13 protein-coding genes are annotated in these 25,149 nt (G+C 70.1%); 8 read left to right on the forward strand and 5 right to left on the reverse strand.

The window, feature by feature from the left end:
- Positions 1-46 precede the first annotated feature (46 nt).
- Both AB0C36_RS20025 and AB0C36_RS20030 read left to right on the forward strand, forming a co-directional pair.
- Positions 47-1,309, forward strand: a complete 1,263-nt coding sequence (locus AB0C36_RS20025) for an amidohydrolase family protein (RefSeq protein WP_358355814.1) — start codon at positions 47-49, stop codon at positions 1,307-1,309.
- 207 nt (positions 1,310-1,516) lie between these two features.
- A complete protein-coding gene (locus tag AB0C36_RS20030) occupies positions 1,517-2,944 on the forward strand; it encodes an amidase (protein WP_358355816.1) in 1,428 nt (475 codons plus the stop codon).
- 176 nt (positions 2,945-3,120) lie between these two features.
- Here the strand turns inward: AB0C36_RS20030 and AB0C36_RS20035 are convergent, their stop codons facing one another.
- Positions 3,121-4,062 carry a TauD/TfdA dioxygenase family protein gene (locus AB0C36_RS20035; protein ID WP_435839081.1) on the reverse strand — a complete coding sequence of 314 codons (942 nt, stop codon included), beginning with the start codon at positions 4,060-4,062 and terminating at the stop codon, positions 3,121-3,123.
- 449 nt (positions 4,063-4,511) lie between these two features.
- Between AB0C36_RS20035 and AB0C36_RS20040 the strand changes: the two genes are divergently transcribed.
- On the forward strand, positions 4,512-5,825 hold the full coding sequence (locus tag AB0C36_RS20040) for a polysaccharide deacetylase family protein (protein ID WP_358355820.1): 1,314 nt from the start codon (positions 4,512-4,514) through the stop codon (positions 5,823-5,825).
- Positions 5,826-5,922: 97 nt separating this feature from the next.
- Here the strand turns inward: AB0C36_RS20040 and AB0C36_RS20045 are convergent, their stop codons facing one another.
- On the reverse strand, positions 5,923-6,885 hold the full coding sequence (locus AB0C36_RS20045) for an SDR family NAD(P)-dependent oxidoreductase (RefSeq protein WP_358355822.1): 963 nt from the start codon (positions 6,883-6,885) through the stop codon (positions 5,923-5,925).
- An 82-nt stretch (positions 6,886-6,967) separates the two neighbouring features.
- Between AB0C36_RS20045 and AB0C36_RS20050 the strand changes: the two genes are divergently transcribed.
- A complete protein-coding gene (locus tag AB0C36_RS20050; protein ID WP_358355824.1) occupies positions 6,968-7,825 on the forward strand; it encodes an SDR family oxidoreductase in 858 nt (285 codons plus the stop codon).
- The gene (locus AB0C36_RS20055; protein WP_358355826.1) at positions 7,822-8,853 is read left to right on the forward strand and encodes a phosphotransferase family protein; all 1,032 of its coding nucleotides are present in this window, start codon (positions 7,822-7,824) and stop codon (positions 8,851-8,853) included. The genes AB0C36_RS20050 and AB0C36_RS20055 overlap by 4 nt, the downstream gene beginning before the upstream one ends.
- A 48-nt stretch (positions 8,854-8,901) precedes the next feature.
- Here AB0C36_RS20055 and AB0C36_RS20060 read toward each other — a convergent pair whose 3' ends face one another.
- Both AB0C36_RS20060 and AB0C36_RS20065 read right to left on the reverse strand, forming a co-directional pair.
- Complete coding sequence (locus AB0C36_RS20060; protein ID WP_358355828.1) at positions 8,902-9,366, reverse strand: SMI1/KNR4 family protein; 465 nt, start codon at positions 9,364-9,366, stop codon at positions 8,902-8,904.
- Between the two features lie 34 nt (positions 9,367-9,400).
- A complete protein-coding gene (locus tag AB0C36_RS20065; RefSeq protein ID WP_358355830.1) occupies positions 9,401-20,746 on the reverse strand; it encodes a LamG-like jellyroll fold domain-containing protein in 11,346 nt (3,781 codons plus the stop codon).
- A 679-nt stretch (positions 20,747-21,425) separates the two neighbouring features.
- Here AB0C36_RS20065 and rarD point away from each other — a divergent pair.
- Positions 21,426-22,394 carry an EamA family transporter RarD gene (gene rarD, locus AB0C36_RS20070; RefSeq protein WP_358355832.1) on the forward strand — a complete coding sequence of 323 codons (969 nt, stop codon included), beginning with the start codon at positions 21,426-21,428 and terminating at the stop codon, positions 22,392-22,394.
- Here the strand turns inward: rarD and soxR are convergent.
- A complete protein-coding gene (gene soxR, locus AB0C36_RS20075) occupies positions 22,361-22,819 on the reverse strand; it encodes a redox-sensitive transcriptional activator SoxR (RefSeq protein ID WP_358355834.1) in 459 nt (152 codons plus the stop codon). The two genes, rarD and soxR, sit on opposite strands and share 34 nt — an antisense overlap.
- 102 nt (positions 22,820-22,921) lie before the next feature.
- Here soxR and AB0C36_RS20080 point away from each other — a divergent pair, with 102 nt between their 5' ends.
- Positions 22,922-23,743, forward strand: coding sequence for an SDR family NAD(P)-dependent oxidoreductase (locus AB0C36_RS20080; protein WP_435839078.1), 822 nt, complete (start codon positions 22,922-22,924; stop codon positions 23,741-23,743).
- A complete protein-coding gene (locus AB0C36_RS20085) occupies positions 23,740-24,843 on the forward strand; it encodes an S-adenosylmethionine:tRNA ribosyltransferase-isomerase (RefSeq protein ID WP_358355836.1) in 1,104 nt (367 codons plus the stop codon). Before AB0C36_RS20080 ends, AB0C36_RS20085 begins: the two co-directional genes overlap by 4 nt.
- Positions 24,844-25,149: the final 306 nt, after the last annotated feature.

The raw sequence follows: 25,149 nt of genomic DNA on the forward strand, positions 1-25,149 counted from the left end.
ACCCGCACCGGAACCATCCACGCTCCCCGGCGCATGAGGAGATGCCGTGACCGACACGACCACTTTGACCGGCGTGATGCTGCCTGATGGTCGCGTCCGCAACGTCGTCCTCCGGCACGGCAGCGTGAGCCACATACGTCCGGTCGGCATACCCGATATCGGGCAGTCCGCGATCGACCTGACCGGCTATCTGCTGCTCCCCGCGCCCGTCGAACCGCATCTGCACCTGGACCGCGCGCTCACCTGGGAGCCGATCGGCAGCGACCCGGACGGGCGGGACGGCGCGGTGCGTTCGTGGCGTGCGTCGCCTTCCCGGTACGGCACCGCCGACCTGCGACGGCGGGCACACAGCGCACTCCAGGCGATGTCCGCGAACGGCGTCACCGCGGTACGTACGCACATCGACATCGGCGTGGGCGCCGGCGCTCCGCTGCGCGCCGTCGAGGTCCTGCGGGAACTGCGCGAGGACCTGCACCGCTTGCTCGACCTCCAGATCGTCGCGGTCCCCTCCCCTGACCTGTCGGACCGCTCCGCGTTGGAGGCCTTCTCCGCGGGTGCGGGCCTGCTGGGCGGCCGTCCGCACCGCGCGGCGGACCCGCGTGCGGAGACGCGGCGGCTGCTGCGTCTCGCGGACCGTGCCGAGGTCGATCTCGACCTGCACCTCGACTACCAGCCCGACAGGCGCGTACTCGCGGTTGCCGATCTCGCCCGGCTGCTGCGCAAGTCGGGCTTCGGGCGGCAGGTGACCGCGAGCCACTGCGCGACGCTGGGCCTGTTGCGGCCGCCCGCGCTGGCGAAGGTCGTGGAGGCCATCGCGGCGTCGCGGATGGCGGTGATCGGCCTGCCGTCGACGCCGCGCGACGACGCGCGGGCGGCGGTGGCGCCGTGCGGGGGCCCGGGCCCGTTGCACGCGCTGCTGGAGGCGGGGGTTCCACTCGCGGCGGGCGGCGACCACGTGCGCGACGCCCTGCACCCGATGGGCCGCGCGGACGCCCTGGAGACCGCCTCGCTGCTGATGACGACGGGTCAGATGAGCGCGGACCAGGCGTACGCCGCGGTCAGCACCTCCGCCCGGGCGATCATGGGACTGCCGGTGGCCGGCACCGAGCCCGGGGCCGTGGCCGACCTCCTGGCGGTACGCGCGAGCAGCCTCGCCGAGGCCGTACTCACCACTCCCGCCGACCGTGTCGTGCTGCGCCGCGGGCGCGTGGTAAGCCGTACCTCTGGGCGGCGCACGCCCGCACTCCAGGGCCGGTCCGACAGCGGCTACGGCCGTCGCCGCGGCCGTGTCCCGGCCGGGGCCCGCTGACGCCGACGACCGGTGCTACCCCTGGGCCAGCCGCCGTCCGCCACTGGGATACGTCACGATCAGTCCCTATTTGACACTGCCTTGCCGCCCGCGGCGGACATGATCATCCGTCCGAATCGCTATGGCCATCGCTCCTTGCTCATCGCATGATGACCCGCGGGCCCCTCCCGGCCCACCGGTCGACGGCACGACGGCAAGGAGCGCGGCATGGGCACAGTAGAACTTTTGGACGGGCACGACACGGTCGGCCTCGCCGAGCTGGTGCGCACGGACCAGGTCAAGCCCGCGGAACTCCTCGACGCGGTCGTGGCCCGGATGGAGGAGCGCAACCCGGCACTGAACGCGGTGGTGGCCACGCGGATCGACGCCGCGTACCGCGAGATCGAGGCGGGGCTGCCGGACGGTCCGCTGCGCGGCGTGCCGTTCGCGGTGAAGGACCTCGGGTGCGACGTCGCGGGACTCGCGACGACGAACGGCTCCCGGCTGTTCGCGAGCAATGTCGTCGCGCACGACGGGATCCTCGCCGGCCGCTACCGCGCGGCCGGGCTCGTCATCGTCGGCAAGACCAACACCCCTGAGTTCGGCAAGAACGCGAGCACCGAGCCGCAGTTGTTCGGCCCGACCCGCAACCCGTGGAACACCGCGCACTCGCCCGGCGGTTCGAGCGGCGGCTCGGCGGCCGCGGTGGCCGCGGGCATCGTGCCCGCGGCACACGCCAACGACGGCGGCGGCTCGATCCGCATCCCCGCGGCATGCTGCGGCCTGTTCGGCCTGAAGCCGTCGCGCGGGCGGGTGCCGAACGACGGGGGCAACGCGGCGTTCGCGTACCCGCTCTCCATCGCCAACGCGGTCACGCGCACGGTACGCGACAACGCCGCGCTGTTGGACGCGGTCGCCGGCCCGGTCCTCGGCGACGCCACCCTCGACCCGGCGCCGCCCGGCTCCTTCCTCGCCGCACTCGCGGAAAAGCCGGGCCGGCTGCGGATCGGCTTCGCGACGGCCGCCGCGGACGGCACACCGGTGGCCCCGGCGGGCGCCGAGGCGGTCCGGCGTACGGCCGCCCTGCTCGCCGAACTCGGGCACGACGTCGAGGAGTCCGCGCCGCGGTGGGACATGTCCGATGTCGTGTCGGTGTTGAGCCAGGTGATGGGCGCCGCGACCGGCGCGCAGATCGAGGACCACCTCGCCGCGCTGGGACGCGGGCTCGCCGACGACGACCTCGAACCCGCCACCCGCTGGCAGCACGACCGCCTGGCCTCCGCGACGGTCACCGACCTGAGCCGCGCGCTCCGGCTCGCCGAGACGCTCGGGCGCCAAATAGCCCCGTGGTTCGCCGAGTTCGACGTCTGGCTGACCCCGACGCTGGGTCTGGACGTGCCGGAGTTGGGCTGGATGGACACGACGCGCCTGGAGACCATGGCCAATGCGGGCAAGATGACGTGGTTCACGTCCGTGTTCAACGTGACGGGCCTGCCCGCGGCCTCCGTGCCGGCCGGGTTCGACGGCCGGGGCCTGCCGGTCGCGGTGCAACTCGCGGGCCGTATGGGCTCCGAGGCGACACTGCTGCGCGTCGCCGCGCAGTTGGAGGAAGCCGCGCCTTGGCCGTGGCAGGCCCCCTGGAACCCGGGCGCCTGACGCGCCGCGCGATCTGGTGCACGCGGCCCGGTGCCCGCGGCGGGGAATCCCGCCGCGGGCACCGAGTCCGAACTCACGCGGTGCCCGCGCTCATTCGCGATTCGAGGTCACCCGAGAACTGAGACCACGCGAGACCCGAGGTCGTTCAAAACCTTGGGTTCATGCGCGGTCCGACGTCACGCCGCCGCTTCGGCCGGGGTCGGCTTGATCGGCGTGCTGGCGCGGCCGTCGACGCCGACCGGGATGTCGCCGTCGACCGTGGTGCGGTGCAGGACCCGGGTGACCCGGCCGAAGTCCGAGACCGCGCGGTGCTGCGTCGCCCGGTTGTCCCAGATCGCGACGTCGCCCGCCTGCCACGACCAGCGCACCGTGTTCTCGATGCGCGTGACGTGGCCCTGGAGCAGGTCGATCAGCAGCTTGGAGTCCTCGCGCGAGTAGCCCTGGATGCGCTGCACGAATCCGCCGAGCAGCAGCGTGCGTTCGCCGGTCACCGGGTGCACGCGGACCACCGGGTGCTCCGTCTCGTACTTCGTCGACGCGAAGACCTCCTGGTACTTCTTGAACGCCTCGGGGTCCTTGTCGGGCGAGAAGCCCGCGTAGTCGTACACGTTGGTGTGCACCGCCCGCAGGGAGTTCGCCAACTCCTTCAGTTCGGGCGTGAGTTCGTCGTACGCGGTGGCGGTGTTGGCCCACACGGTGTCGCCGCCGGCCTCCGGGATCTGGATGCCGCGCAGGATCGAGGCGAGCGGGTAGGCGGGCACGAACGTGACGTCGGTGTGCCACTGGTCCGCGGCGCCGCCGTACTCGCTGGTGATCGGCAGGACGTACTCGCCCTCCAGGTTCACCGTGGGGTGGCCGATCGGGGTGCCGAGCAGGCGGGTGAACTCCAGCTGCGTCTCGTCGGTCAGGTGCTCCTGGCCGCGGAAGAACACGACCTTGTGGGCGTGCAGCGCGTCGCGGATTGCCTGCACGGTGGCTTCGTCGAGGTCGCCGGAGAGGCGGACTCCGCCGATGACGGCGCCGATACGTCCGGCGACCTTCGTGACGGTGACGCCAGTGGCGGCAGCGGTGGCAGCAGGGGTGGTGGTGGTGTCGAGCGTGGTGGCGGTCACGAGGATTCCCTTCCAACGGGTCACATGGCATGGCGGACAGGCATGGATCAGGCGGCTCAGGCGAGACGGAAGCCGGCGTCCGCGAACGGCGTACGGGGTGGCGTACGGGATCGGGACACACGGCAGCGCGCGACCGCCGCGCCATGGGCGCGGGAAGGCGTACGGCAGGGGCGGCGCGCGTCGGTCAGCGACAGTGCGCGCCGGGAGGCACAGGCAGATGGGAGATGCGGTGGCGGATCAGCGCGCGCATCGATGCTCCCCTCAGGCCCGGCAAGACCGCGGGCATGGGGCCCGCGTCACGTCGATTGTGGGCGAGATAGGTGCACTGGTCAACTATTAACGGATAGACATACCGCGACACACCCGTTTGAGTGTTGCTATTTCTGATGAAGCATGACATTCGCGTCTTACTGTGAGGGTCCATCAGATTTCTGACCCTCCGGACGAGGTGAGTCGTGCGCTCCGCTCGTGGTGCAGCCCTGCTCGTCGTCGTCGCGGTCCTGGCCGCCGTGGGATTCGTGTTCCTGGCCAAGGACAGCGACGACAAGAGCGCCAAGAACGACAGTTCCAAGGCCCCGGCCGCGGGCAAGGACGACAAGTCCGTGCAGGCCGCCCCGCCGCCCGCCGGCGCCGTGACCCTGATCGGCGACGGTTCGACGTCCAGCACCGGCGTGCAGCCGAACCGCATGCCGATCGAGAAGCTCAAGCCCGGTGAGACTCCCCCGCAGTTCGTGGTCTTCTCGTGGGACGGCGTGGGCGAGGACAACCAGAAGCTCTTCTCGCACTTCCGCAAGGTCGCGCAGGAGTCCAACGCGACGATGACGCTGTTCCTCAGCGGCATCTACGTGCTCCCGGCCAGCCAGCGGGCGCAGTACCAGGGCCCGAACAAGGCCGTCGGCCAGAGCGACATCGGCTTCCTCGACGCCAACGAGGTGCGCGACACGATCGAGCAGCTCGGCCTCGCCTGGAAGGACGGGCACGAGGTCGGCACGCACTTCAACGGCCACTTCTGCGGCCCGACGGGCGGCGGCTCGTGGTCGGCCGCCGACTGGGTGAAGGAGACCGAGCAGGCGCTGAAGTTCGTCCAGACGTGGCGCACCACCACCGGCATCACCGACCTCCCCGCACTGCCCTTCGACTACAAGAAGGAGCTGGTCGGCGGGCGGGCGCCGTGCCTGGAGGGCCAGAAGGCGCTGCTGGAGGCTGCGCCGCAGCTCGGCTTCCGGTACGACTCCAGCGGGCCGGGCGGACGCCAGATCTGGCCCGCGAAGGCGAACGGCATCTGGGACATGCCGCTGCAGTCGATCCCGTTCCCCGGACACAAGTTCGAGGTCCTGTCGATGGACTACAACGTCATGATGAACCAGTCGCGGACGGTCAAGGGCGACCCGTCGAACCACGCGGCGTGGGAGAAGCAGGCGTACGAGAGCTTCATGTCGGGCTTCAACCGCGCCTACAGCTCGAACCGGGCGCCGCTGATCATCGGCAACCACTTCGAGAGCTGGAACGGCGGCATCTACATGAAGGCCGTCGAGCGGACGATGCGCGACGCATGCGCCAAGGAAGGCGTGCGCTGCGTGTCGTTCAAGCAGCTCGCGGACTGGCTCGACGCGCAGGACCCGGCGGTCCTCGCCAAGCTCCAGAAGCTGAACGTGTCGGAGAAGCCCGACTGGGCGACCTTCCTGACGCCGGCCGCGCCTGCCGCGCCCCCCGCGGTCCCCGCGCAGCCGGTGCCGGCCGTACCGGCCGCGGTGAAGCCCGGCACCTGAGCCATCACCCGTACGAGGGGTGCCCCGGCGTCGACCACCGCCGAGGCACCCCTCGTCCGCGTTCCGGGCGCGGGGGGCGTCCGGCGTGGGACCGCAATCAGCGGCGGAAATAGGAGAGTTCGTCGAAGGAGTCGGTCGGCACGGCCAGGCCGCCGGTGTCCATGACCGTCTCGAAGCCGTCGAGAAGCGCCCGCATCGGCGCCTCGGCCGCCTCACCGTCGGCCCTGTGCAGCCCCGGCGTGACCCCGAGCACGACGCGTGCCACACGTCCCGCCCCCACACTGAACAACTCACCGGTGCACGGCGCGAGTTCGTGGGCCAGCAGCCCGACGCACGCGGCCGTCTGCCCGGCGCGGAAGGCGGCCCGGAACGGCGACGCGCCCTCGGGGCCGAACTTGGCGTCGTAGACCTGCTCGAAGCCCGATGCCGTCATACGCGTCCAGGCCACCGGGAGAACGGCGTTGACCTTGATGCCGTCCGGGGCGCCCTCGATGCCGAGTACCCGGGTGAAGCCGATGATCCCGGATTTGGCGGTGGCGTACGGCAGCACGAACGGCATGCCGAACACCGACCCCGAGCACGTGTTGACCACGCGCCCGTACCCGGCAGCGCGCATGTGCCGCCAGGCAGGGCCGGTGACATGGAACGCTCCGTCGAGGTGCGTCCCGAGGACCCTGCGGTACTCCTCCTCGCCCAGCGTGTCGACACCCGCCCCGCTCGGCGCCACACCGGCGTTGTTGACGACGATGTCGATGCGTCCCCAGGTGTCGAGGGCCGTCGCGACGATCGCCTCGCCGCCCTCGCGGGTGGCAACCGTGTCGGTGTTCGCGACCGCCTCACCGCCCGCCGCGACGATCTCCGCGACCACCTCGCGCGCCGGTGAGCCCACGTCGCCGTCGCCCGCGTCCGCGCCCTCGCGCGCGCCCCGGATGTCGCCGCCGATGTCGTTGACGACGACGCGGGCACCGTGCCGGGCGAGGTGCAGCGCGTACGCCCGACCGAGCCCGCCGCCTGCCCCCGTCACGACCGCGACCCGTCCGTCGAAAGCCAATTCGTCCATGCCCTGCTCCCTCCGTTCCCCAAATACTTGACCAAAGCAGGTACCTGGACACCGCAAGAGGCCGCGCCTAGCATCGACCGTCATGACCGACCCGGCCGACCACCGCCCCGCTCCGGCGCCACCGTCCTTCCACGGCCGGGCGGTTCTCGTCACGGGGGCGTCGCGCGGCATCGGCTTCGCGACCGCCGAGGCGTTCCTGCGGGCCGGTGCGGACGTCTGCCTCACCGCCCGCAAGCAGCACGAACTCGACGAGGCGCTCGCCCACCTGGACGGGATCGGCGCACCCGGCCGGGCCGTCGCGTACGCGGGCTCCGCCGGCGAACCGGAGCAGGTCGACGCCGCGGTCGCGTACGCCGTCGCCGCGTTCGGCCGGGTCGACGTCCTGGTCAACAACGCCGCGACCAATCCGGCGTTCGGCCCGCTGATGGACGTCTCGCTCGGCGCGTGGCGCAAGACCTTCCAGGTCAACCTCGACGGCCCACTGCTCTTCGCGCAGGCGGTGTGGCGGGCGTGGATGCGCGACAACGGCGGCGTCATCCTGAACATCAGCACCGAGGGGACGTACGGCGTCGCCCCGATGATCGGCGCGTACGAGATCAGCAAGGCGGCACTCGCCCACTTCACGCGGCAGCTCGCCGGCGAACTCGCTCCGGGCGTACGCGTCAACTCGCTCTCCCCCGGCCTGGTCAAGACCCGTATGGCGCGGGCCATCTGGGAACCCGACGAGGCGAAGGCCTCCGCCGGGATCCCCCTGGGCCGCATCGGTATGCCCGACGACATCGCGGGCGCGGCCCTGTGGCTCGCGTCCGACGCCGCCGCGTGGATCACCGGCGCCGACCTGATCATCGACGGCGGGTCCCGGGTACGCGCCGCCGCCGCGAAGCCCGCCGGCGGATCCCGCGACGGCGTCGCCGACAACCTCCGCGGAGCCGCCACATGACCGCCACCCCCGCCGCGCCGCTCCTCGACCCCGCCCGCCTGGGCACCTGGCTCGACGGCCTCGGCCTCGCCCCGGGCGAGCCGGTCGAGCACTCCGCGCTGTCCGGCGGCAAGTCCAACGCCATGTTCCAGATCCGGCGCGGCGAACACGCCTGGGTGCTGCGCCGCCCCGCCGGCGTCGCCCTCGACCGCGCCGAGGACGGCCTGCGCCGCGAGTTCCGCATCTTGACCGCCCTCGCGGACACCCCTGTCCCGCACCCGCGCGCGGTCGCCTTCTGCGACGACCGCGGCGTCCTCGGCAGCGCCTTCTACCTCATGGCCCGCGTCGAGGGCTTCGCCCCGTTCCCCGAGGCCATCCCCGCGTCCTTCGGCACCGCCGGCACTCCCGGCACCCCTGCCGGCACCCCTCCCGGCTCATCCCCCGGCCGCGAGATCGGCCTCGCCATGGCCGACACTCTCGCCGACCTGCACGCGCTCGACCCCCAGGCCGTCGGCCTCGGCGACCTCGGCCGCCCCGACGGCTTCCACGAACGCCAGGTCGGCCGCTGGATGAAGCAGTTGTCCGGCTACCCGGAGCAGGGCACGCTGCCCGGCGTCGAGGTCGTCACCTCGTGGCTGGGGAAGAACCTCCCGCCCGCGTTCACCCCCGTACTCATGCACGGCGACTACCACTTCGGCAACGTCCTGCTCGCCCCCGACCCCCCGCCGCGCGTCACCGCGATCGTCGACTGGGAGACCGCCACCATCGGCGACCCGCTCCTCGACCTCGCCGGGTTCCTCCGCATCTGGTTCGAGACCGGCCCCGCGGAGGGGAGCTCCTGGGACGAGATGGCCGCCCGCTACGCGACCCGCGCCGGCCGCGAACTCCCGGATCTCACCTACTACATCACCCTCTCGCGCTTCCGCCTCGCGGTCCTCCTCGAAGGCATCCACCAACGCGCCAAGTCCGACCCCACCCGCACCCCCCAACCGGGAATCGGCACCTACGCCCGCCGCCTCATCACCGACGCCGTGAAGTCACTCCGCTAAGCCGCGACCCACCCGTGGGCCAACATGGCCGTCGGTCGCACTTCGCCCTCACTGAACCCGTCCATAGCTTGCCGACACCGGCCCCTCCGGCCAGTCCGGCCACGGGCTGCTGTCGCCCAGCGTGCTCAGGAACTCCGCAACGCCGCATGGGTGCCGGGTCCACGTGCTCCCCTTGTGGCGTGACACCACCACGGTCCAGGACTCGGGATCGCCGACCGCCAGCCAGTAGCAGTAGTCGCCGTTGGTGGTGTTTCCCCAGAGCAGGACACCATTCCTGTCCGGGAAGGCAGGATAGGGGAATTCGTCGGCGAAATCCTCATCCGACCGCATGTCCGCCAACCATGCGGAATTCGACTGGTTCGCTTCGACTGGACGCAGGGACCATGACTTGCTGTCGGGATCCAGCAACCTGATGAAATCGTCGACAACCAGCCTGGGATACGTTTCCAGAATCTCCTTGTAGTCCGACGGAAGTCGCGTGCCCAGGGCCGACTCCAATTCGACCCAGGCCACCTCGCGGCGGGCTCCCGAATCCAGGGACAGCGCCTCACGGAGACGGGCAAGACTTCTTGACATAATCCCTCACCCCGGCATTCTTCGGATCAGCGTTTGTACCACCCCAGTGCGGAAGAATCACACTACAGTACGGGGCCGTAACCGCGCCGGTCTGGCGATCCACCATGAAGACCTGCATCGTCAAGTAGGAGACGGTTTTTTCACCGCGCTCCACATAGAGCGGTGTGACCACGTAGAGCACCGCACTCTGCGACTTGTTGATCTTCCGGGAAGTCCGCCCTTCGACCGTCTTCATCCACGAATTGTTCATCGTGTCGTGATAGCAGGTGAACAAATTCCGCTCGTCTTTCCCGGTGCCACCCAGCGTGCTGGCGTGGGAGTGACAGCGCGCGTAAGGGTGATCCGTGGCCCACTCGCCGTTCGGTCCGGTCGGCCAACCCGGGGGATGAATCGACTTGCTCGCCTCCTTTCGGTCGCCCCCTGTGTCGCCGGGGCAAATGATCGAGGTCGATCCCTGGTATACGCGACCTTCCGCAACCCAGTCGTACTTGTAGTCGAGGTACTTGAATCTGGATTCCTGAGACGCGGCGCAAATGTCGCGTCCGCCCTGAGTTCCCGTACCTGACCCCGGTGCCGACGCGTCGTACTGGAGCCCGGCGACCATCTGGTCCACGACGGCCTGTGCTTCGTCGTCGTCCATCAAGTCGTCGACGATCTCCTCGGGCGGCGTGTAGGGCTCGCTGGCGACCACTACGTCGGCGACGGACTGGAGGATCGCGCCTACCTGGAGGCCGGCTCGGATCATCGCGGCCACTGCTGCGGCCTGGTCCACCACCGCGGTTGCCGGGGTCGGCGGGCGGTTGGTGGGGGCGGTGGGGCGGTGCGGGGGCTTGGGCTTGACGGGGGGCTTGGGCTTGGTCGGGGGCCGACCGCTCGGGTTCTTCGGCGGCCTGGACGGACCCCGCGGGCCGGACGGGCCGGGCGGCGCGGTCGGGGTGGTGTAGGAGACGAGCGGAGGTGTCGGGAAGACGCACCAGTAGCAACTGTTGGCGACTCCGGCGGCGTACGCCATGTCTGCGTCACCGCTGTACTGCGGGGATTGCCCGCCGCCGCTGCCGCCGCTGGGCCCGTCGCCACTGCACGCGCCCGTGTAGTGGTCGACGACCTCCCAGCCGACGTCCCACGCGACGGTTGCGATCAACCCCCAGGCTCCGCCGCGACGGGACACGGTCTTCACGGTCTTGGTGGTCCGGCTCTTGGTCCACGCCGGGACGCAGTGGCCCGTCGGGTCGGTGTTGCCGAGCGGATCGGCGTTGGCGTACCCGTATCGGTTGGCGTTGCCCGAGGGGCTCGGGTCGAGGGTCCAGGTGTCGCGGCTGCCGAAGCCGCCGGTTTCCGGGTCGTACCAGCGGGAGGCCATGTTGACCTGTCCGGTGTCCGGGTCGGTGTAGCCGCCCTGGTAGCCGAGACTTCCGTTGGCGCCGGCCTGTGCGGTCACCTTGCCGAAGGGGTCGTAGGACTTCGATCCCGCGACGGCGACGGAGTCGTCCGGGGTGGTGGCCAGTCCGGCCACGACGTCGCCGTGCTGGTCGGCGATGGTGAGTTCCACCGAACCGCCGTTGGCCGGGTCGCCGTTACGGGCGGAGAGCAGGGCGCCGTCCGGGTCCCTGGCGAACCTCGAATCCCCGGCCTTGACCAGGTTGTTCGTGGCGCCGTCGTAGCTGTAGTCGCCGTCACCGTCACGCTTGGCCACGCGTCCGAGGGCGTCGTACTCGTAGGTCGTGTTGCCGTCTTCGAGCAGTTGCTCGAACGCGTCGTACTTCGAGGTGAAGACGAGTCCCGGCACGGCGGTCGTGGCGCGCGTGCCCCGCGGGCTGTAGGTGTACGACGTCGTACCCGCCGTCAGGAGGCGGTTACGTTCGTCGTACGTGGCCGTAGTGGCTCCCGCCTTGGTGCGGTTCCCCGACGCGTCCCACTCGTAGGCCGTGGTGTTCGTGCCGTCGTTGTGGCTGGTCAGGCGACCGGCCAGGTCGTAGGTGTAGGTGTTCGCGGACGCCCCCGCCACACCCGTCGTGGTCTTGCTCGTCATCCGGCCGTCGGCGTCGTACTCGTAGCCGATCGACAACTGCTCGACACCGTCCTGGTTCTCGATGCTGTCGCCGACCAACCGCCCGAGATCGTCGTAGCTGTAGTAACGGCTCCCCTTCGGCCACTCGTCCTGCGCGGTTCCGAGGGGGGAGGTCGTCTCGTAGTCCTCACCCCCGAGACGACCGGCTTGGTTGTACCAGTAGCTGAACATCGTGGCGCTCTGCGGGTCTTGGGCCCAGGACAGCCGACCGTTGCCGTCGTACCCGAACCTGCGCGTCCCCGCCTCGTCCGTCCGCTCGACGAGTTCGTCTTCGGCGTTCCAGACGTGCTCGGCGTCGCCGCCCGGGCCCTCCGCGGTCAGCATCAGGCCGCGGTCGTTGTACGTGTACGTGTCCGTGCGCGCCAACAATGGGGCCTCCGACGTCGCCGTGAGGCGACGACCAGACACGTCGTACGTGAACGACCTTGTCCTGGTGCCGGCTTCAGCGCCCGAGCCGGACTGGCTGAGGATGAGCCCGAGCGGGTTGTACGCCATGTCGGTGCGCACACCGCCGGGGGCGAGTTGCGTCACGACCTGCCCGGCACTGTCGTAGACCGACGTCCAGGTGCGGTCGGCGGGGTTCGGGTGTGCGGTGGTGGAGGGTTCGACGGTGGACTCGCTCAACCCCCAGCTGTTGTAGGTGTAGACGGTGGCGTTGCCGCGGCCGTCGACGAAGCGGGTGCGGTTGCCCGCCGCGTCGTACTCGAACGCTGTGGTGATGGACTCGGTCGCGGACACCTTCTCGACCTGCGTGGTGAGTCGGCCGCCGCGGTCGTAGGTGTACGACGTCTGTCCGCCCGCGGGTGTGTCGACCCGGGTGACCTTGCCGTCGTGGTCGAACTTCTGCGAGGTGGTCCTGATGACCCCGCCGTAGTGGTCGTAGTTGTCCACCGCGTCGACGCGACCCGCCGGGCTGTAGGTCACGCTGGTCGCACGCCCCGAGTTGGGCGTGGTCCGCACCGGGCGACCGAGACCGTCGTAATCGGTATCGGTGCTTTCCCCCTCCGGCTCGATCGTCTCGACCAGCTGGCCGGCCGCGTTGTACCGCATCCGCGTCTCCCGGCCGAGCGGCGACGAGGTCAGGACGAGGTTGGACGCGTCGTCGTAGGCGTAGTCCGTGACGAACCACTCCTGGTCGGGGTACCGCTCCTGCCGGGATGTCGTCAGTGGCCGCCCGAGCTGGTCGTACGTCGCCTCGGTCCGCTCCCCCGACGGTCCGGTCGCGGACAGTTGGAGACCCGTCGGCGTGTACCGGTACGTCGTCTTGGGCGCGTCAGGCCCCGGGGCGATCTGCTCGACGAGGTTGCCCAGTTGGTCGTATTTCATCGTGGTCGTGCGGCCGAGCGCATCGGTCGTCGTGACCGGCCGCCCGAGCTTGTCATACGTCTGGGTCCTGGTCGCCGGCAGCGGGGTCGTCGCACCCGGCGGCGTGTAGTTCGGCAGGGTGGTCGCGGTCGGACGGCCCAGCTTGTCGAGCTGAGTGGTCGTCACGTTGCCGTTCGCGTCCCGGCTTTGCACCGCTTCGCCGAAGACGTTGTACCCGACGGTGGTCGTCGGTCGGATCATGGTGGAGGGCTGCCCGCCGACGGACACGGGCACCTCGGCTCCCTCGGTCCGGACGAGTCGGCCGAGGATGTCGTAGGTCATCGAGACTTCGCAGACACCGGTACAGGCCGCCGCATTGGCGTTGGGGCTCTTGCGGGAGGTCACCAGACCCCGCTGGTCGTACGTGAGCGTCGTCACCAGATCGGTGTCCGCGCGGCCGGTCCCGTCGTCGTTGCGGACCGTCTCCTTCAGCGGGCGACCGAACGCGTCGTACTCGACGTCGACCACCTCAGGATGGACGATGTCCGGCCCGGTACGCAGCGACTGCGTCCGGTCTCCGGCGGCGTTGTACGTATGCGTCGTGACGCGGTTCAGCCCGCCGGGGTCGAGGATCGATTCGACGACGCGGCCCATGGAATCGCGCTTGAACTCCGTGGTCTGCGTGCCGTTCCCGGTCGTGGTCCGCACGAGGTTGCCGGCCCCGTCGTACCAGTTCCGCTCCAGGACGAGGTCGTGCTTCACGCCCTGGCCGTCCTGCACGTACCGGGCGACCGTCTTGGCGAGCTTGTCGTCGTCGTAGTACTGGAACTCGGTTGTTCCGCCCATCGAATCGGTCACGGACGCCAGACGCCCGGCCTGGTCGTAGGCGCGCGACTCCAGCACCAGGTCGCGGGGAGGCATGCCCCACGGATCACCGGTCCACCCGAGCAGGATGGTCTCGGCGAGTTGGCCCGCCGGCGTGTATGTGAAGCGTGTGACGTCCCCAGTCGCCGCGGTCTCGCGTTCCCGGCGCCCGAAGGCGTCGTACTCGAAGCCGGTGACGTTGCCCTCCGCGTCCGTCACCAATACGGGCAGGCCGCGATGGTCGTAGACGGTCGTCGTGGTGCGCGCCACGTCGCCGCCGGTCACATCGGACTCAGTGGTTGTGAGGACCCGGCCGTCGGCGTCATACGTGCGTGTCGTGCGTCCGGTGTGCGTGACGTTGGTGATCGCGTTCGCGACTCCCGGCCCGGTCGCCGTCAACATGCGCGACGATCCGTCGTAGGTGAACGTTGTCGGCACGCCCGCCGGGACCGCGTCCGAGTGGACCGTCTCGACCGACTTCCGCCCGATGCCGTCGTACGTGTACCGGGTCACGAGTCCGGACGGCTCGGTGATCGCCGCCAGATCGCCGTTGGCGTAATAGCTGTACGTGGTGGTGCGGTTGCCCGGATCGACCACGGTCTGCAACAGACCCGCCGGCGCAACGCCGCCGCCTTGGGCCGGCGTCGTCGCGACGGTGTACGTACGCGTGGTCTGGGAACCGTCCGGGTTGACCACGGTCTCCGACTCGCCCCGCGCGGTATAGGTGTACTGGGTCCGGTAGGTGTTGTCCCTCGCGTCCGCGGACCGCGGATCCCGCGTCGCGGTCAACTGGTCGTTGCGCGGGTCGAGCCCGTCGCCGGCGTTGAGGTAGTACTCCTGATATCCGGTCCAACACGAGCTGGTGGTACGGCACGTGGTACGCGACACCTCGTTGCCGCGCGCGTCGTGTCCGCTGACTACCGCGTTGCCGTTGGGGTCGACGATGCTGTGCTGGTAGCCGCCCGCGTCGTAGCCGTAGGTCGTGGTGCCGCCGCCGGCGTCCGTGAGCGAGAGCACGCGGCCGCGTAGCGCATCGTACGTGCGCTTGATCGGCTTGCCGGCCGGGTCGGTCACCGTGACCGACGACGCGAGCCGCGAGTTGGTCTGCGTGGTACCCGCAGCAAAGTGAGCCGCGACCGACTCGGGCGTCAACGCCTGGCGATATAGAGCGACTTCGTCGATCGTGCCGCGGAAATATCCGCGGAAGTTCGTCGGCGCGGCCGGCCACGGCCACCCGTTCAGGACTCCCGCGCCGATCGTCAGATGCTCGTCCACGACGACGAACTCGGCGTCCTTGGTGCCGACCGCGCTGCCGTCGAGGTAGAGCGTCTGCTTCTTGGCCACGGTGTCGACGACGAACGCGACGTGGTGCCACTGGTTGTCCATCACCGCCTCGGTGGACGCGATGGGCGTGGCGCTGCCGTGCCAGGCTTCCGCGCGCAGATGCCCGTCCGTGCCGACGTACAGCATCGGCGTTCCGGCGGTTTCGGGAGTGATGTACGCGAAGTCCTCGGTCGCGTAACCCATCAGCACCCCAGGCGCGTCGGTCTTGAACCAGGTCTCCACCGTGAACTGCTGGTCCTGCGGCAACTGCCCTGGACGCAGCCGCAGATGCGACGAGGTACCGTCGAAGCCCATGGCCTGGTCACCGTCGCGGCCGAACGCGCCCTCGACGCCGTACTGCACGTTCCACACGCCCGCGACGTCCGAGTTCGGGGGTGTGACCAGGTTCGGGAGGATGCGGCTCGGCGGCGGCGCCATCGACCAATAGCCCACGGGGCCCGCGTCCTCGATACGGGCGCGGTACTCGTTCGCGTTGAGATCGCCGACCTGGGCGTGGCTCGCAACCGTCGCCGGGTCGAGGGTCTTGTGGTAGACCGCGACTTCGTCGATAGATCCGGTGAAGTAGCCCGCGCCGGGCGGGGCCTTCTCCCATCCGAGCGTCGTGCCCGCACCGACGAAGTTGCGCACGCTGCGCTCGTGGTAGGTCGCGCCCTCCTGCGTGCCGACCAAGGCACCGTCGAGGAAGAGGTTGTGCCAGCGGCCGTCCGTGGTCAGCGCCACGTGGTGCCACTCGTCGTCGTTGACCTGGCCCGGTGAAACGATCTGGGGCATCGCGGTACTGGTGTAGAACTTGCCGCGCAGTTTTCCGTCGGTGTCCACATACAGGGCGGGGGCCCAGTCGTTCTGTACCGGATCGTTCAGCGCATTGGACTGGTAGCCGAACAGGACGCCCGGCTCTATGGTCTTGAACCACAACTCCACCGACACGCGCGCCATGCCGTGCACGAGTCCTTGCGGCAACTCGACGTGCCAGCCTGCCCCGTTGAAGCGCGCCGCGTCGTCGCCGGGCAGCACGCCGTAGGCGTTGTCGGTGCCGTACGCGGTGGCCTGTCCCCAGCTTGCGCGAGCCGCCTGCTGCGACACGGCCTGTCCGCCGTTGGGTTCGTTGAGGCGCCAGTACGACCAGGGTCCGTCGCCGGCGACCGCCGCGCGGTACGCCGGTGCCGTGCTCGCCAGCAGCTTGCCGCGGGCCGCGTAGTGGTCCTTGACGCTCCCGGCGCCCAATGCCGTGTCGTAGAAAGAGACTTCGTCGATGTCACCGGTGAAGTACATGCGCGGACCGGTGCCGGACGGCCAGGCGTTGGCGTCGAAGACACCCGAGCCGACGGTCACGTATGGGTCGACGACAACCGTCTGGGACTGGATGGTACCGACGGCGACGCCGTCCAGGTACAGGGTTTGCGGCTGGTTGTTGCCTCCGACCGAGAGCACTGTGTGGTGCCAGAGCCCGTCGTTGACCGCTTGCGGAGAAGTGATCGGCTGCGTGCTGCCCGACCACGCCTGGCCGCGCAACTTGCCGTCGGTGCCGACGTACAGCATCGGCGTCGCCGGGTTGTTGTTCTGGTCGAAGGGCTTCTGGGAGTACCCGAGGATGACGCCCGGGCCCTCCGAGCGGAACCACAGCTCCACGGACATCCGGTTGTCCGGCGTCGTGAACGCCCCCGCCGGCAGTTGAGCCGTGGCGCTGCGTCCGTTGAACTCGGCCGCGGTATCGTCGCCGGCCGCAAAGATCCCGGCCTCGCCCAGGCGGGCGTCGGCGTACGTGAGCGCCGGTCCGCCGGTGACCGAGTTGGCGCCTGTGGTGCCTTCGCGTTCGTTGAGACGCCAGTAGCCCTTGGGCGCATCGGCCGTGACAGCGGTCGTGTACGGCGCGGACGAGCCCTCGAACGTGGGCGCGGACAACTGCCATGCACCGCCGTTTGCGTCCGTCAGTCGGCTGACCCGCTCGGTGGCCGGGTCGTACACGACCTCGGCATGCGCACGCCCGGACGGCAGCACGACTTTGGTGGCCTGGGCCGCGACCCTGCGAGCGACGTAGTGCTCGGCAACGGTAGGCGCGCCCAATGGACGGTCGTACAAGGAAACTTCGTCGATGTCTCCGTCGAAGTAGCCCCTCGGGTCGTTCTCCCACCGAGAGGGCCACGAGTCGTGAGAGCCGCCCGCACCGATGGTATTCACCGGGTCGAGATTCCTGATCTCGCCCGCTCGGCTGCCCACAGCGGTGTTGTCGAGGTACAGCGTCTGGGTCGTGCCCTGGCCGCTGAGGACCGCGTGGTGCCACTGGCCGTCGTTGACCGCCCCGGTACTGGTGATCGGATCGAACTGGCCGTTCCAGAACTGGCCGCGCAGCTTGCCGTCCGAGCCCACGTACAGCACCGGGACACCCGGGGTGCTGCCGTCCTGTTCCTCGACCGGCTTCTGGCTGTAGCTGAACAGCGTGCCGCCCGCGGTGGTACGGAACCACAGCTCCACCGACAGGTACGGGTTGGCGCGGACCAGGTCCTTGGGCAGGTCGACGTAGGCGTTGGTGCCGTTGAAGTGCGCGGCCCCGTCCGGCGTGCCCCCCAAAGCACCTTGGACAGCCGCCGTGACGTTGCGGTGTGTTCCGTTGTCCCTGCCGCCCTGTACGACCGACTGGCTCGCGGCGACAGCCCCAGCGGCGTCGCCGAGCCGCCAGTACGAGCGCGGGTTGGTGTCCAGGACGACGCTGCGGTACTGAGAGGAACTCTGATACTCGTACCGGCTGCAGGCGGTCTGCGGACCGACGCCGTCCGGCGGCGGGCACACCGCGGCGAGCCGATCCCCCTCGTAGGAGTACGTCCATACCAGCCCGGACGACGCACCGTCGACCGGGTTCGTCGTCACGGCGACCACATGGCCCCCGGACCAGGTGAAGTCGAGGTACCGGCCCGACATGGCGTCGGTTGCCCGGGCGAGGCGGCCCGTGGTGTCGTACGTCAGCGTCTGGGCCCGCCCGCTCGCATCCGAGATGCCGGTCAGGCGCCCCGCCGCGTCGAAGACATGCCGGGTGCCGGACTTGTCGGCCAGCACCCACCCTCCGCCCTGGGCGCTGGTGAACGTCGCGAACCCGCCCGAAGGCGAGGCGTAGGTGCCGTCGAAGTTGCGTCCGAAGCGCACCTGGCGTCCGTCCGCCAGCACCACCACGACGTTGCCCGACCCGTCGCTGTCGGGAACGGCCCGCATGTCCCACCGGGACGACCAGCCTTCGCCGAAGGCGCTGTCGGGGCGCGGGTCCATCGAGTTGTAGGTGCGGCGCACGGTCAGCTCCGGTCCGACCGCACCCACCGACGCGTCCGCCGCCGAGGTCGTGTAGTTGCCGACCTGGACGTTGAACTCCTTGCCGTCCGTGCCCGAGGCGAGATGCGACGTCACCGCCGGCTGCGGCACCTGGGTGGTGAAGAACACGGGCCGCGCGATGGACGCGGCGCCGCCGCCCTTGTCACCTACCGAGGCGTACCAGGCATACGACTTCGCCCACTTCAGCCCCCAACTCTCGGGGACGGTCCACGTGTTGGCGTCCATCCAGTCGGACGCCTGGCAGTTCTTGCGGTGGTCGCCCCCTTCGGACTCGCAGACCTCGAAGCGGTGATCGACACCCAGGTTCGGCCAGCCGTCGGTGTCCCGGCCGGAGACGTGCAGCATCGGCGTGAGCGTGGGGAAGGTGTACCCGTTGGGCGGCCACGCCGCGTCGATCACCGGGTCGCGGTTGGGGATGGTGAAAACGGCCGGGTTCGGCCGGGCGTTGCTGTTCGCCCCGTCACCGATGTAGCCGTACCACGCGTACGTCTTGCCCTTGGTCAGCCCCCAACCCGCGGGGACCGTGAAGGACGGCGACGTCTGCCACGCCGGTCCGGAGCTACGGCAGTTGACCTGGTAGTCGGTGGCGACGACCTCGCAGACCTCGAACAGGTAGTCCTGGTAGGTCCAGGGGTAGTTGTCCGGGTCGTAGCCCGCGACGGTGAGCGTCGGTGTCGTGGTGGCGGACTCGTGACCGTTGCCAGGCTGCATCGACGTCAGGACCGGCCACTGGTTGGCCGTCGCCAGGTTCATGCACAGCCAGGGGACGCCGAGTTGGGAGAACTTCGGCCCGTTGTTGGCGTCCATGTCCCAGCACAGCGTGTAGTTGCCCGGCGTCAGCTTGGCTATGCGGGCATCGAGCGTCGCCGAGCCGCCCGGACCCACGTTGTACGGCAGTCCGGTCCACGCCACGTTGGGTACCGTCTGGCCCGCCGAGTTGAACAGCGTGTAGTGCAGGCTGTGGACGTTGGTGTACCACGTGGCCGCTCCGGTGTTGGTGACGGTGATCCGGGCGACCCCGTCCTGACTGGCGGTGACGGGCGTGACCAGGGCGTCGAAGCGGTAGGCGGCGCGGTACGGGGTGTAGTCGATGTCGAGCTTCACGCCGTTGTTCGGCGCGGTGTCGAACTTCTTCCAGGTCCTGGGGTCATTGAGGGCGGTGCGCACGGTGAGCCCGTGGTTTGGCTGTCCGGTGACCCAGCCCTGAATCACGTTCGCCCCGGCGGTACCGAGGTTGACGACGCCCCAGCCGTCGCCGCAGCCGTCACTCTCATTGCCGCGGCCGAAGGTCGCGGAGCCGAGGGCGCCTCCGTAGGCGGGCCCCGGGTAGCGCACCGTGCTCGGGTTCCACGGGGCGGTGTTCGCGTGCACCGTGACGGCGCGCGGCGCCTGGCAGTCGTACGTGTGCACGTTCCACAGGTTCAGGCGCGCCCCGGTGATCTGGTGGTTCTGCAGCGCCGAGGACACCGAGGCCGTGTTGAGCAGGATCGCTGCGTTGTTGCAGACCCCGCCGTCGCAGTTGTAGCCGAGGCGGTAGACGTCCGTCTGGAAGTAGTTGCGGCCCTGGACGATGCTCACGGAATTGGCCGTCGGCGTGACCTGCAGCGTCGGGTCGACCTTGACGGGGTACACGCGCCGGGGGTCGTCCAGCCACGCGCGGTCGAGCATGACCTTGAGGGCCCACGCCCCCGGTGCGCGCTCGATCAGGGCGTACGAGACACCGCCCGAGGTGACGCCGTCCCCGGTCGCGGGGTTGACGGCGGAGTCCATCATCCAGCCTGCCGGAATGACGGCCCGGACCTCGCCGGCGGCGTCCTTGAGAGCGACGTTGCCCGCCTCGTCGAGGCTCGGCACCAGCCCTTCCAGCGCGAGCGGGAACGTCCACGTGTCGGGCGATTGGCGGGACTGGAGGTGGATCGTTTCCTTGAGGCTTCCTTCGTCCGCATGGAGGGTCAGGTCGGCCTTGTCGCGCACACCGGAGAAGGTCACGGTGTCCCGGTCCGCGCGGCCGGTCGCGGGAGTGGCTCCGTCGAGGCCGAATCCGGCGGACTGCCCGTTCCCGACCTGTATCGTCGCCAGGGTAGGCGAGTTCGCCGTGCCGGCGATCGCGACCGGATAGGCGCCGGCCTTCGTCTGCCAGCCACCCTGGACGCGGGCTTGGTCGCCCGAGGCGACGCCGGCGCGTGCCGGGGGTCCGGGAGCGGTCACGAGTGTCGTGTCGATCGGCTCCCAGCGGCCGTCCTGCGTACGAAAGTTGACCGGTTCCTCGGACACGCGCAAGGTGCGTGACCCATCGGCGTTGTCGAAAACCTGTGTGCGTTCCCCGCGTTCCGCAACCACCTCGGTGCTGGTGGCGGGGTCGTACGACGAGGACGCGGAGGTCTTGGGTGTCTGCGGCGGCGCGGACGACGGGGTCATGCCGACCGTCGGCCCCTGTTGGTGGGGAGGCACGGACTGGACGACCGGGGCCGATTGCGTGGGCTCCGGGGAATGGCCCTTGGACTCGACCGGGACCGGCAGCAACGATTCCTCAGGAGGAAGCTCGTTCGACGCGGGGGCGCCGGGTCCGCCCGCCGCGGATTCGTCGAACCGCGTTTGTTCGGTGCCCACTTCATGGGGACGGCCGGCGGCCGATCCGGTTTGCTGGGTGGGACGTGGCTTGTCGGGGCGCTCCACGTCGGGTGCACCCGTCGCGGCGGCCGCCGAGACTCCCCCAAGCGAGAGCCCGGCCACCAATGCCAACACCACTGACACTGCTGCGAAACGGCGTGCGGGCGTGCGCGGTCCAGCCGACATGCGGAATCCCCCCAAGGAAGCCCACCGTAGGTTCGGCAGATCCAAGCGCAGCTTGATCAGCGGAATCAAGGTGCCTAGAGGGATATGTCGATATTCCATGTCAACTAACCGGTGCTCTGCGGCATTTGCCACCCGAAGTCACCAACTAACGGTGTCGAAAAGGCTCGTGGGGGCGCCATGCGAACCCTCCGCAGGCCTGCGGCGGCTGGATAGCGGCACGTGGGTGGGGTCGGGAGGATTGGGGCCGGCGTTCGGGGGGCTGGGTGCTGGGACGCTTGGCGAGGCCGGTTCAGGAGGCTGCGTGCAGCGGTACGACGGGGGTCGCGAGCTGCGGACCGGGCTGGAGTTTGCGGTCGCGGCGCAGTTGATCTGGGGTGTGCAGCCGCTGTTCTGGCCGTTGTTGGACGGCATGACGACAGCGGAAATGCTGGCGCATCGGGTCTTGTGGTCGTGGGCCGTGGCCATGGTGGTGGTAGCCCTGCGGCCTCGAACTCGGCGGGGTGTCAGAGTACTTGCCCGGGACCGGCGCGCCGGGTGGACGTTGGCCGGCACCGGCTCGCTCATGGGGTGTGCTTGGGGGCTCTACATCTACGGCGTGGTGACCGGCCGTGTCGTGGAGACGTCGTTGTCCCTGTTCGTCGGACCGTTCGTCACCGCCGCGTTGGGGGTGGCGATCCTGCGTGAACGGCTACGCGCTTACCAGTGGTTCGCGGTCGCGGTGTCGGCGGCCGGCGTACTGGTGCTGGGATGGGGGTACGGGGGTGTCCCCTGGGTCGCACTGCTGATCGCCGGCACGGTGGCGCTGTACGGGTTGGTCAAGAAGCGGCTCGCGGTGCCCGCCGTCGAGGGCATGGCGGTCGAGACGGTCTTCCTGACCCCGTTTGCGGTCGGCTGCCTGCTGTGGCTCGGCGCCACGGATCGGCTTGTCTTTCCCGGCACATGGGGCGTCGCCCCACTGGTGCCGCTTGCCGGGGTTGTGAGTACGCTGCCGCTCCTCTTCTTCGCCGCGGCGGTCAACCGCGTGCCTCTGTCGACGTTCGGCCTGGTCATGTACCTGAATCCGGTGATCCAGTTCGCCATCGGGGTCTGGGTACTCGGTGAATCGGTGACGCCTTCGCGGTGGCTCGGATTCGGTCTCCTGTGGGTCGCGCTCGCAGTCTTCGCGCTGGGCGCGTTGCGCACGGCGAGGCGGGCGGTGCCGCACCAGCCGGAATCCGCGGACTCGGTCGGTGCCGGTCAGTGGTCTTCGCGGAGGGGCTGGGGGAGGTAGAGCGCTCCGGAGCCGAAGCGGGCGGCGGTGTCGTCGGGGTTGGAGATGGCGCACCGCTGGAGGGAGAGGCACCCGCAGCCGATGCAGGACTCGAGGCCGTCGCGCAGGGTGGTGAGGGCGGTGATCTCGGCGTCGAGCCGGGAGCGCCAGCCGCGCGAGATGCGGGCCCAGTCGGCCTTGGTGGGGGTGCGGGACTCGGGGAGGGTCGCGAGCGCGTCGCGGATCTCGTCGAGCGACAGGCCCACGTGGCGGGCGGCGCGGATGAAGGCGAGCCGGCGCAGGACGTGGCGCTCGTAGCGGCGCTGGCCGCCGCCGGTGCGGTGGGCGGTGAGCAGCCCCTCGCGCTCGTAGAACCGCAGCGCGGAGGCCGCGAAGCCGCTGCGTTTGGCGACCTCGGCCACGGTCAGCTGGTCGGTGTCCTTCATGGCCGCGAACCTCTTTCCGGGGAAAGCTTGACCTGAAGTCAACTTTAACTTGCAGCATGGGTGACGGAAAAGGCCACTGACGAACCATCACAGGAAATGGGGATGATCCTCATGCCCGTCGCCCTCATCACCGGCGCCTCCCGCGGACTCGGCCTCTCGCTCGCGCACGGACTCGCCGAGCGCGGCTGGACCCTCGTCGTCACGGCGCGCGGCGGCGACGAGCTCGCCTGGGCCGCCGCCGACCTGCGGACCGAGACCTCGGTCGTGACCGTCACCGGCGACGTCTCCGACCCGGGGCACCGCCGCGAGCTCGCCCGTACCGTCGCCGGCCTCGGCGGCCTGGACCTGCTGGTCAACAACGCCGGGACACTCGGCGTCAGCCCCCTCCCCCCGATCGCCGAGTACCCGGCGGCCGACCTGGAGGCCGTCTTCCGCATCAACACGGTCGCCCCGCTCGCACTCGTCCAGGCCCTCCTGCCGCAGCTCGACGCCGCGAAGGGCACCGTCGTCAACATCACGTCGGACGCGTCGGTCGAGGCGTACCCGGGGTGGGGCGGGTACGGCGCCTCCAAGGCCGCGCTCGACCACATCACCGGGACACTGGCCGCCGAGAACCCCGGCATCCGGTTCTACGCCGTCGACCCCGGCGACATGCGCACGGTGATGCACCAGGACGCGTTCCCGGGCGAGGACATCTCGGACCGTCCGGAGCCGGGCACGGTCGTGCCGGCGCTGCTCGGCCTGCTCGACCGGCGCCCGGAAAGCGGCCGCCACCGCGCGTCCGACTTCACCGAGTCCGGCATCACCGAGCCGGGCATCACGGAGTCCGACATCACCAAGTCCGACCTCCGCGTGTCCGCCGACTCGACTTCCGACTCCCCTGCCGTTCCCGTCCCGACGTCCGTCGAGGAGCTGTCGCAATGAGCGTGATCGATTTGGCCACCGCCCGCACCCGGTTCACCCTTCCCGACGAACTCCACGCCTCCGAGCCGCCCGAGGCGCGCGGACTGTCCCGCGACGAGGTGCGCCTGCTGATCACCGACGGCCGGGCCGGCCGCACCGACGGCACTGGTCCCGCACCCGGAGCCGGCGGAGGCGAGGTGCGGCACGCGCGCTTTCGCGACCTCGGCGGCCACCTGCGCGCCGGCGACCTCCTGGTCGTCAACACATCCGCCACCCTTCCGGCCGCGGTCGACGCGCAACGCTCCGACGGACGCGGTGTGATCGTGCACTTCTCCACCGAACTGGACGACGGGCGCTGGCTCGCGGAGATGCGCCCGCCGGAGAACGGCGGCGGACCGGTCCCCGACGGCCGGGCGGGCGAAGTCGTCGCGCTGCCCGCGGGGGTGGAGATGACGGTCGAGGAGGCGTACCCGGATCCGAGCCTGACCGGCGGCAGCCGCCTTTGGAAGGTACGGGTCGGCGCGGCCGTCCCGGCGTACCTCAACGAGCACGGACGCCCCATCACCTACGGCTACCTGCGCGGGCGCTGGCCCCTTTCGCACTACCAGACTGTCTTCGCCCGCGAACCGGGCAGCGCCGAAATGCCCAGCGCGGCCCGGCCGTTCACCAACGACCTGGTGCTGGACCTGATCGCGCGCGGTGTCGTGGTGGCGCCGGTCACCCTGCACACCGGCATCTCGTCGCTGGAGGCGGGCGAACCGCCGCTGCCCGAGCGGTACCGCGTCCCCGAGCAGACCGCGCGACTCGTCGAGTTGACCAAGCGCAACGGCGGAAGGGTGATAGCGGTCGGTACGACGGCGACCCGTGCGCTGGAGAGTGCGGCACTTCCGGACGGCACCGTGCTGCCGAGCGAGGGGTGGACGGAACTCGTGCTGGGTCCGGACCGGCCGGCGTACGCGGTCGACGGCCTGATCAGCGGCCTGCACGCCCCCGACGCCTCCCACCTGCTGCTCCTGGAGGCCGTCGCGGGCCCCGACGTCGTCGGCCGCGCGTACGAGGCCGCGCTCGAGAAGCGCTACCTGTGGCACGAGTTCGGCGATTCGAGCCTGCTGCTCCGGTAGGCCCGCCACTCTCCCTGTCGGACTCCGCCTGTCCTCTCTGACGCCTGGCGCCTGCCGCCCGCCGCCTGCGAGGGCGACATCGCCCACACCTTCGTGAACGAGGCCGCCGGAACACCCCGGTGAATCCTGCGGCTCAACACCCAGGGCGGCGTTGCCCCAGCCAGCCACCTGCGACCCGGCCACCCAGCCGACCGTCCACCCGTACAAGGCCGACTACGTGTTCATCGGCTGGCAGTCGGCCCCACAGCGTTCGGGAGCAGAACACAGCACAGCACGACGCACCACGCCCGCGGACGCTCCACCGCG

The sequence above is a fragment of the Streptodolium elevatio genome (assembly GCF_040649515.1).
GTDB classification, from domain to species: domain Bacteria; phylum Actinomycetota; class Actinomycetes; order Streptomycetales; family Streptomycetaceae; genus Yinghuangia; species Yinghuangia elevatio.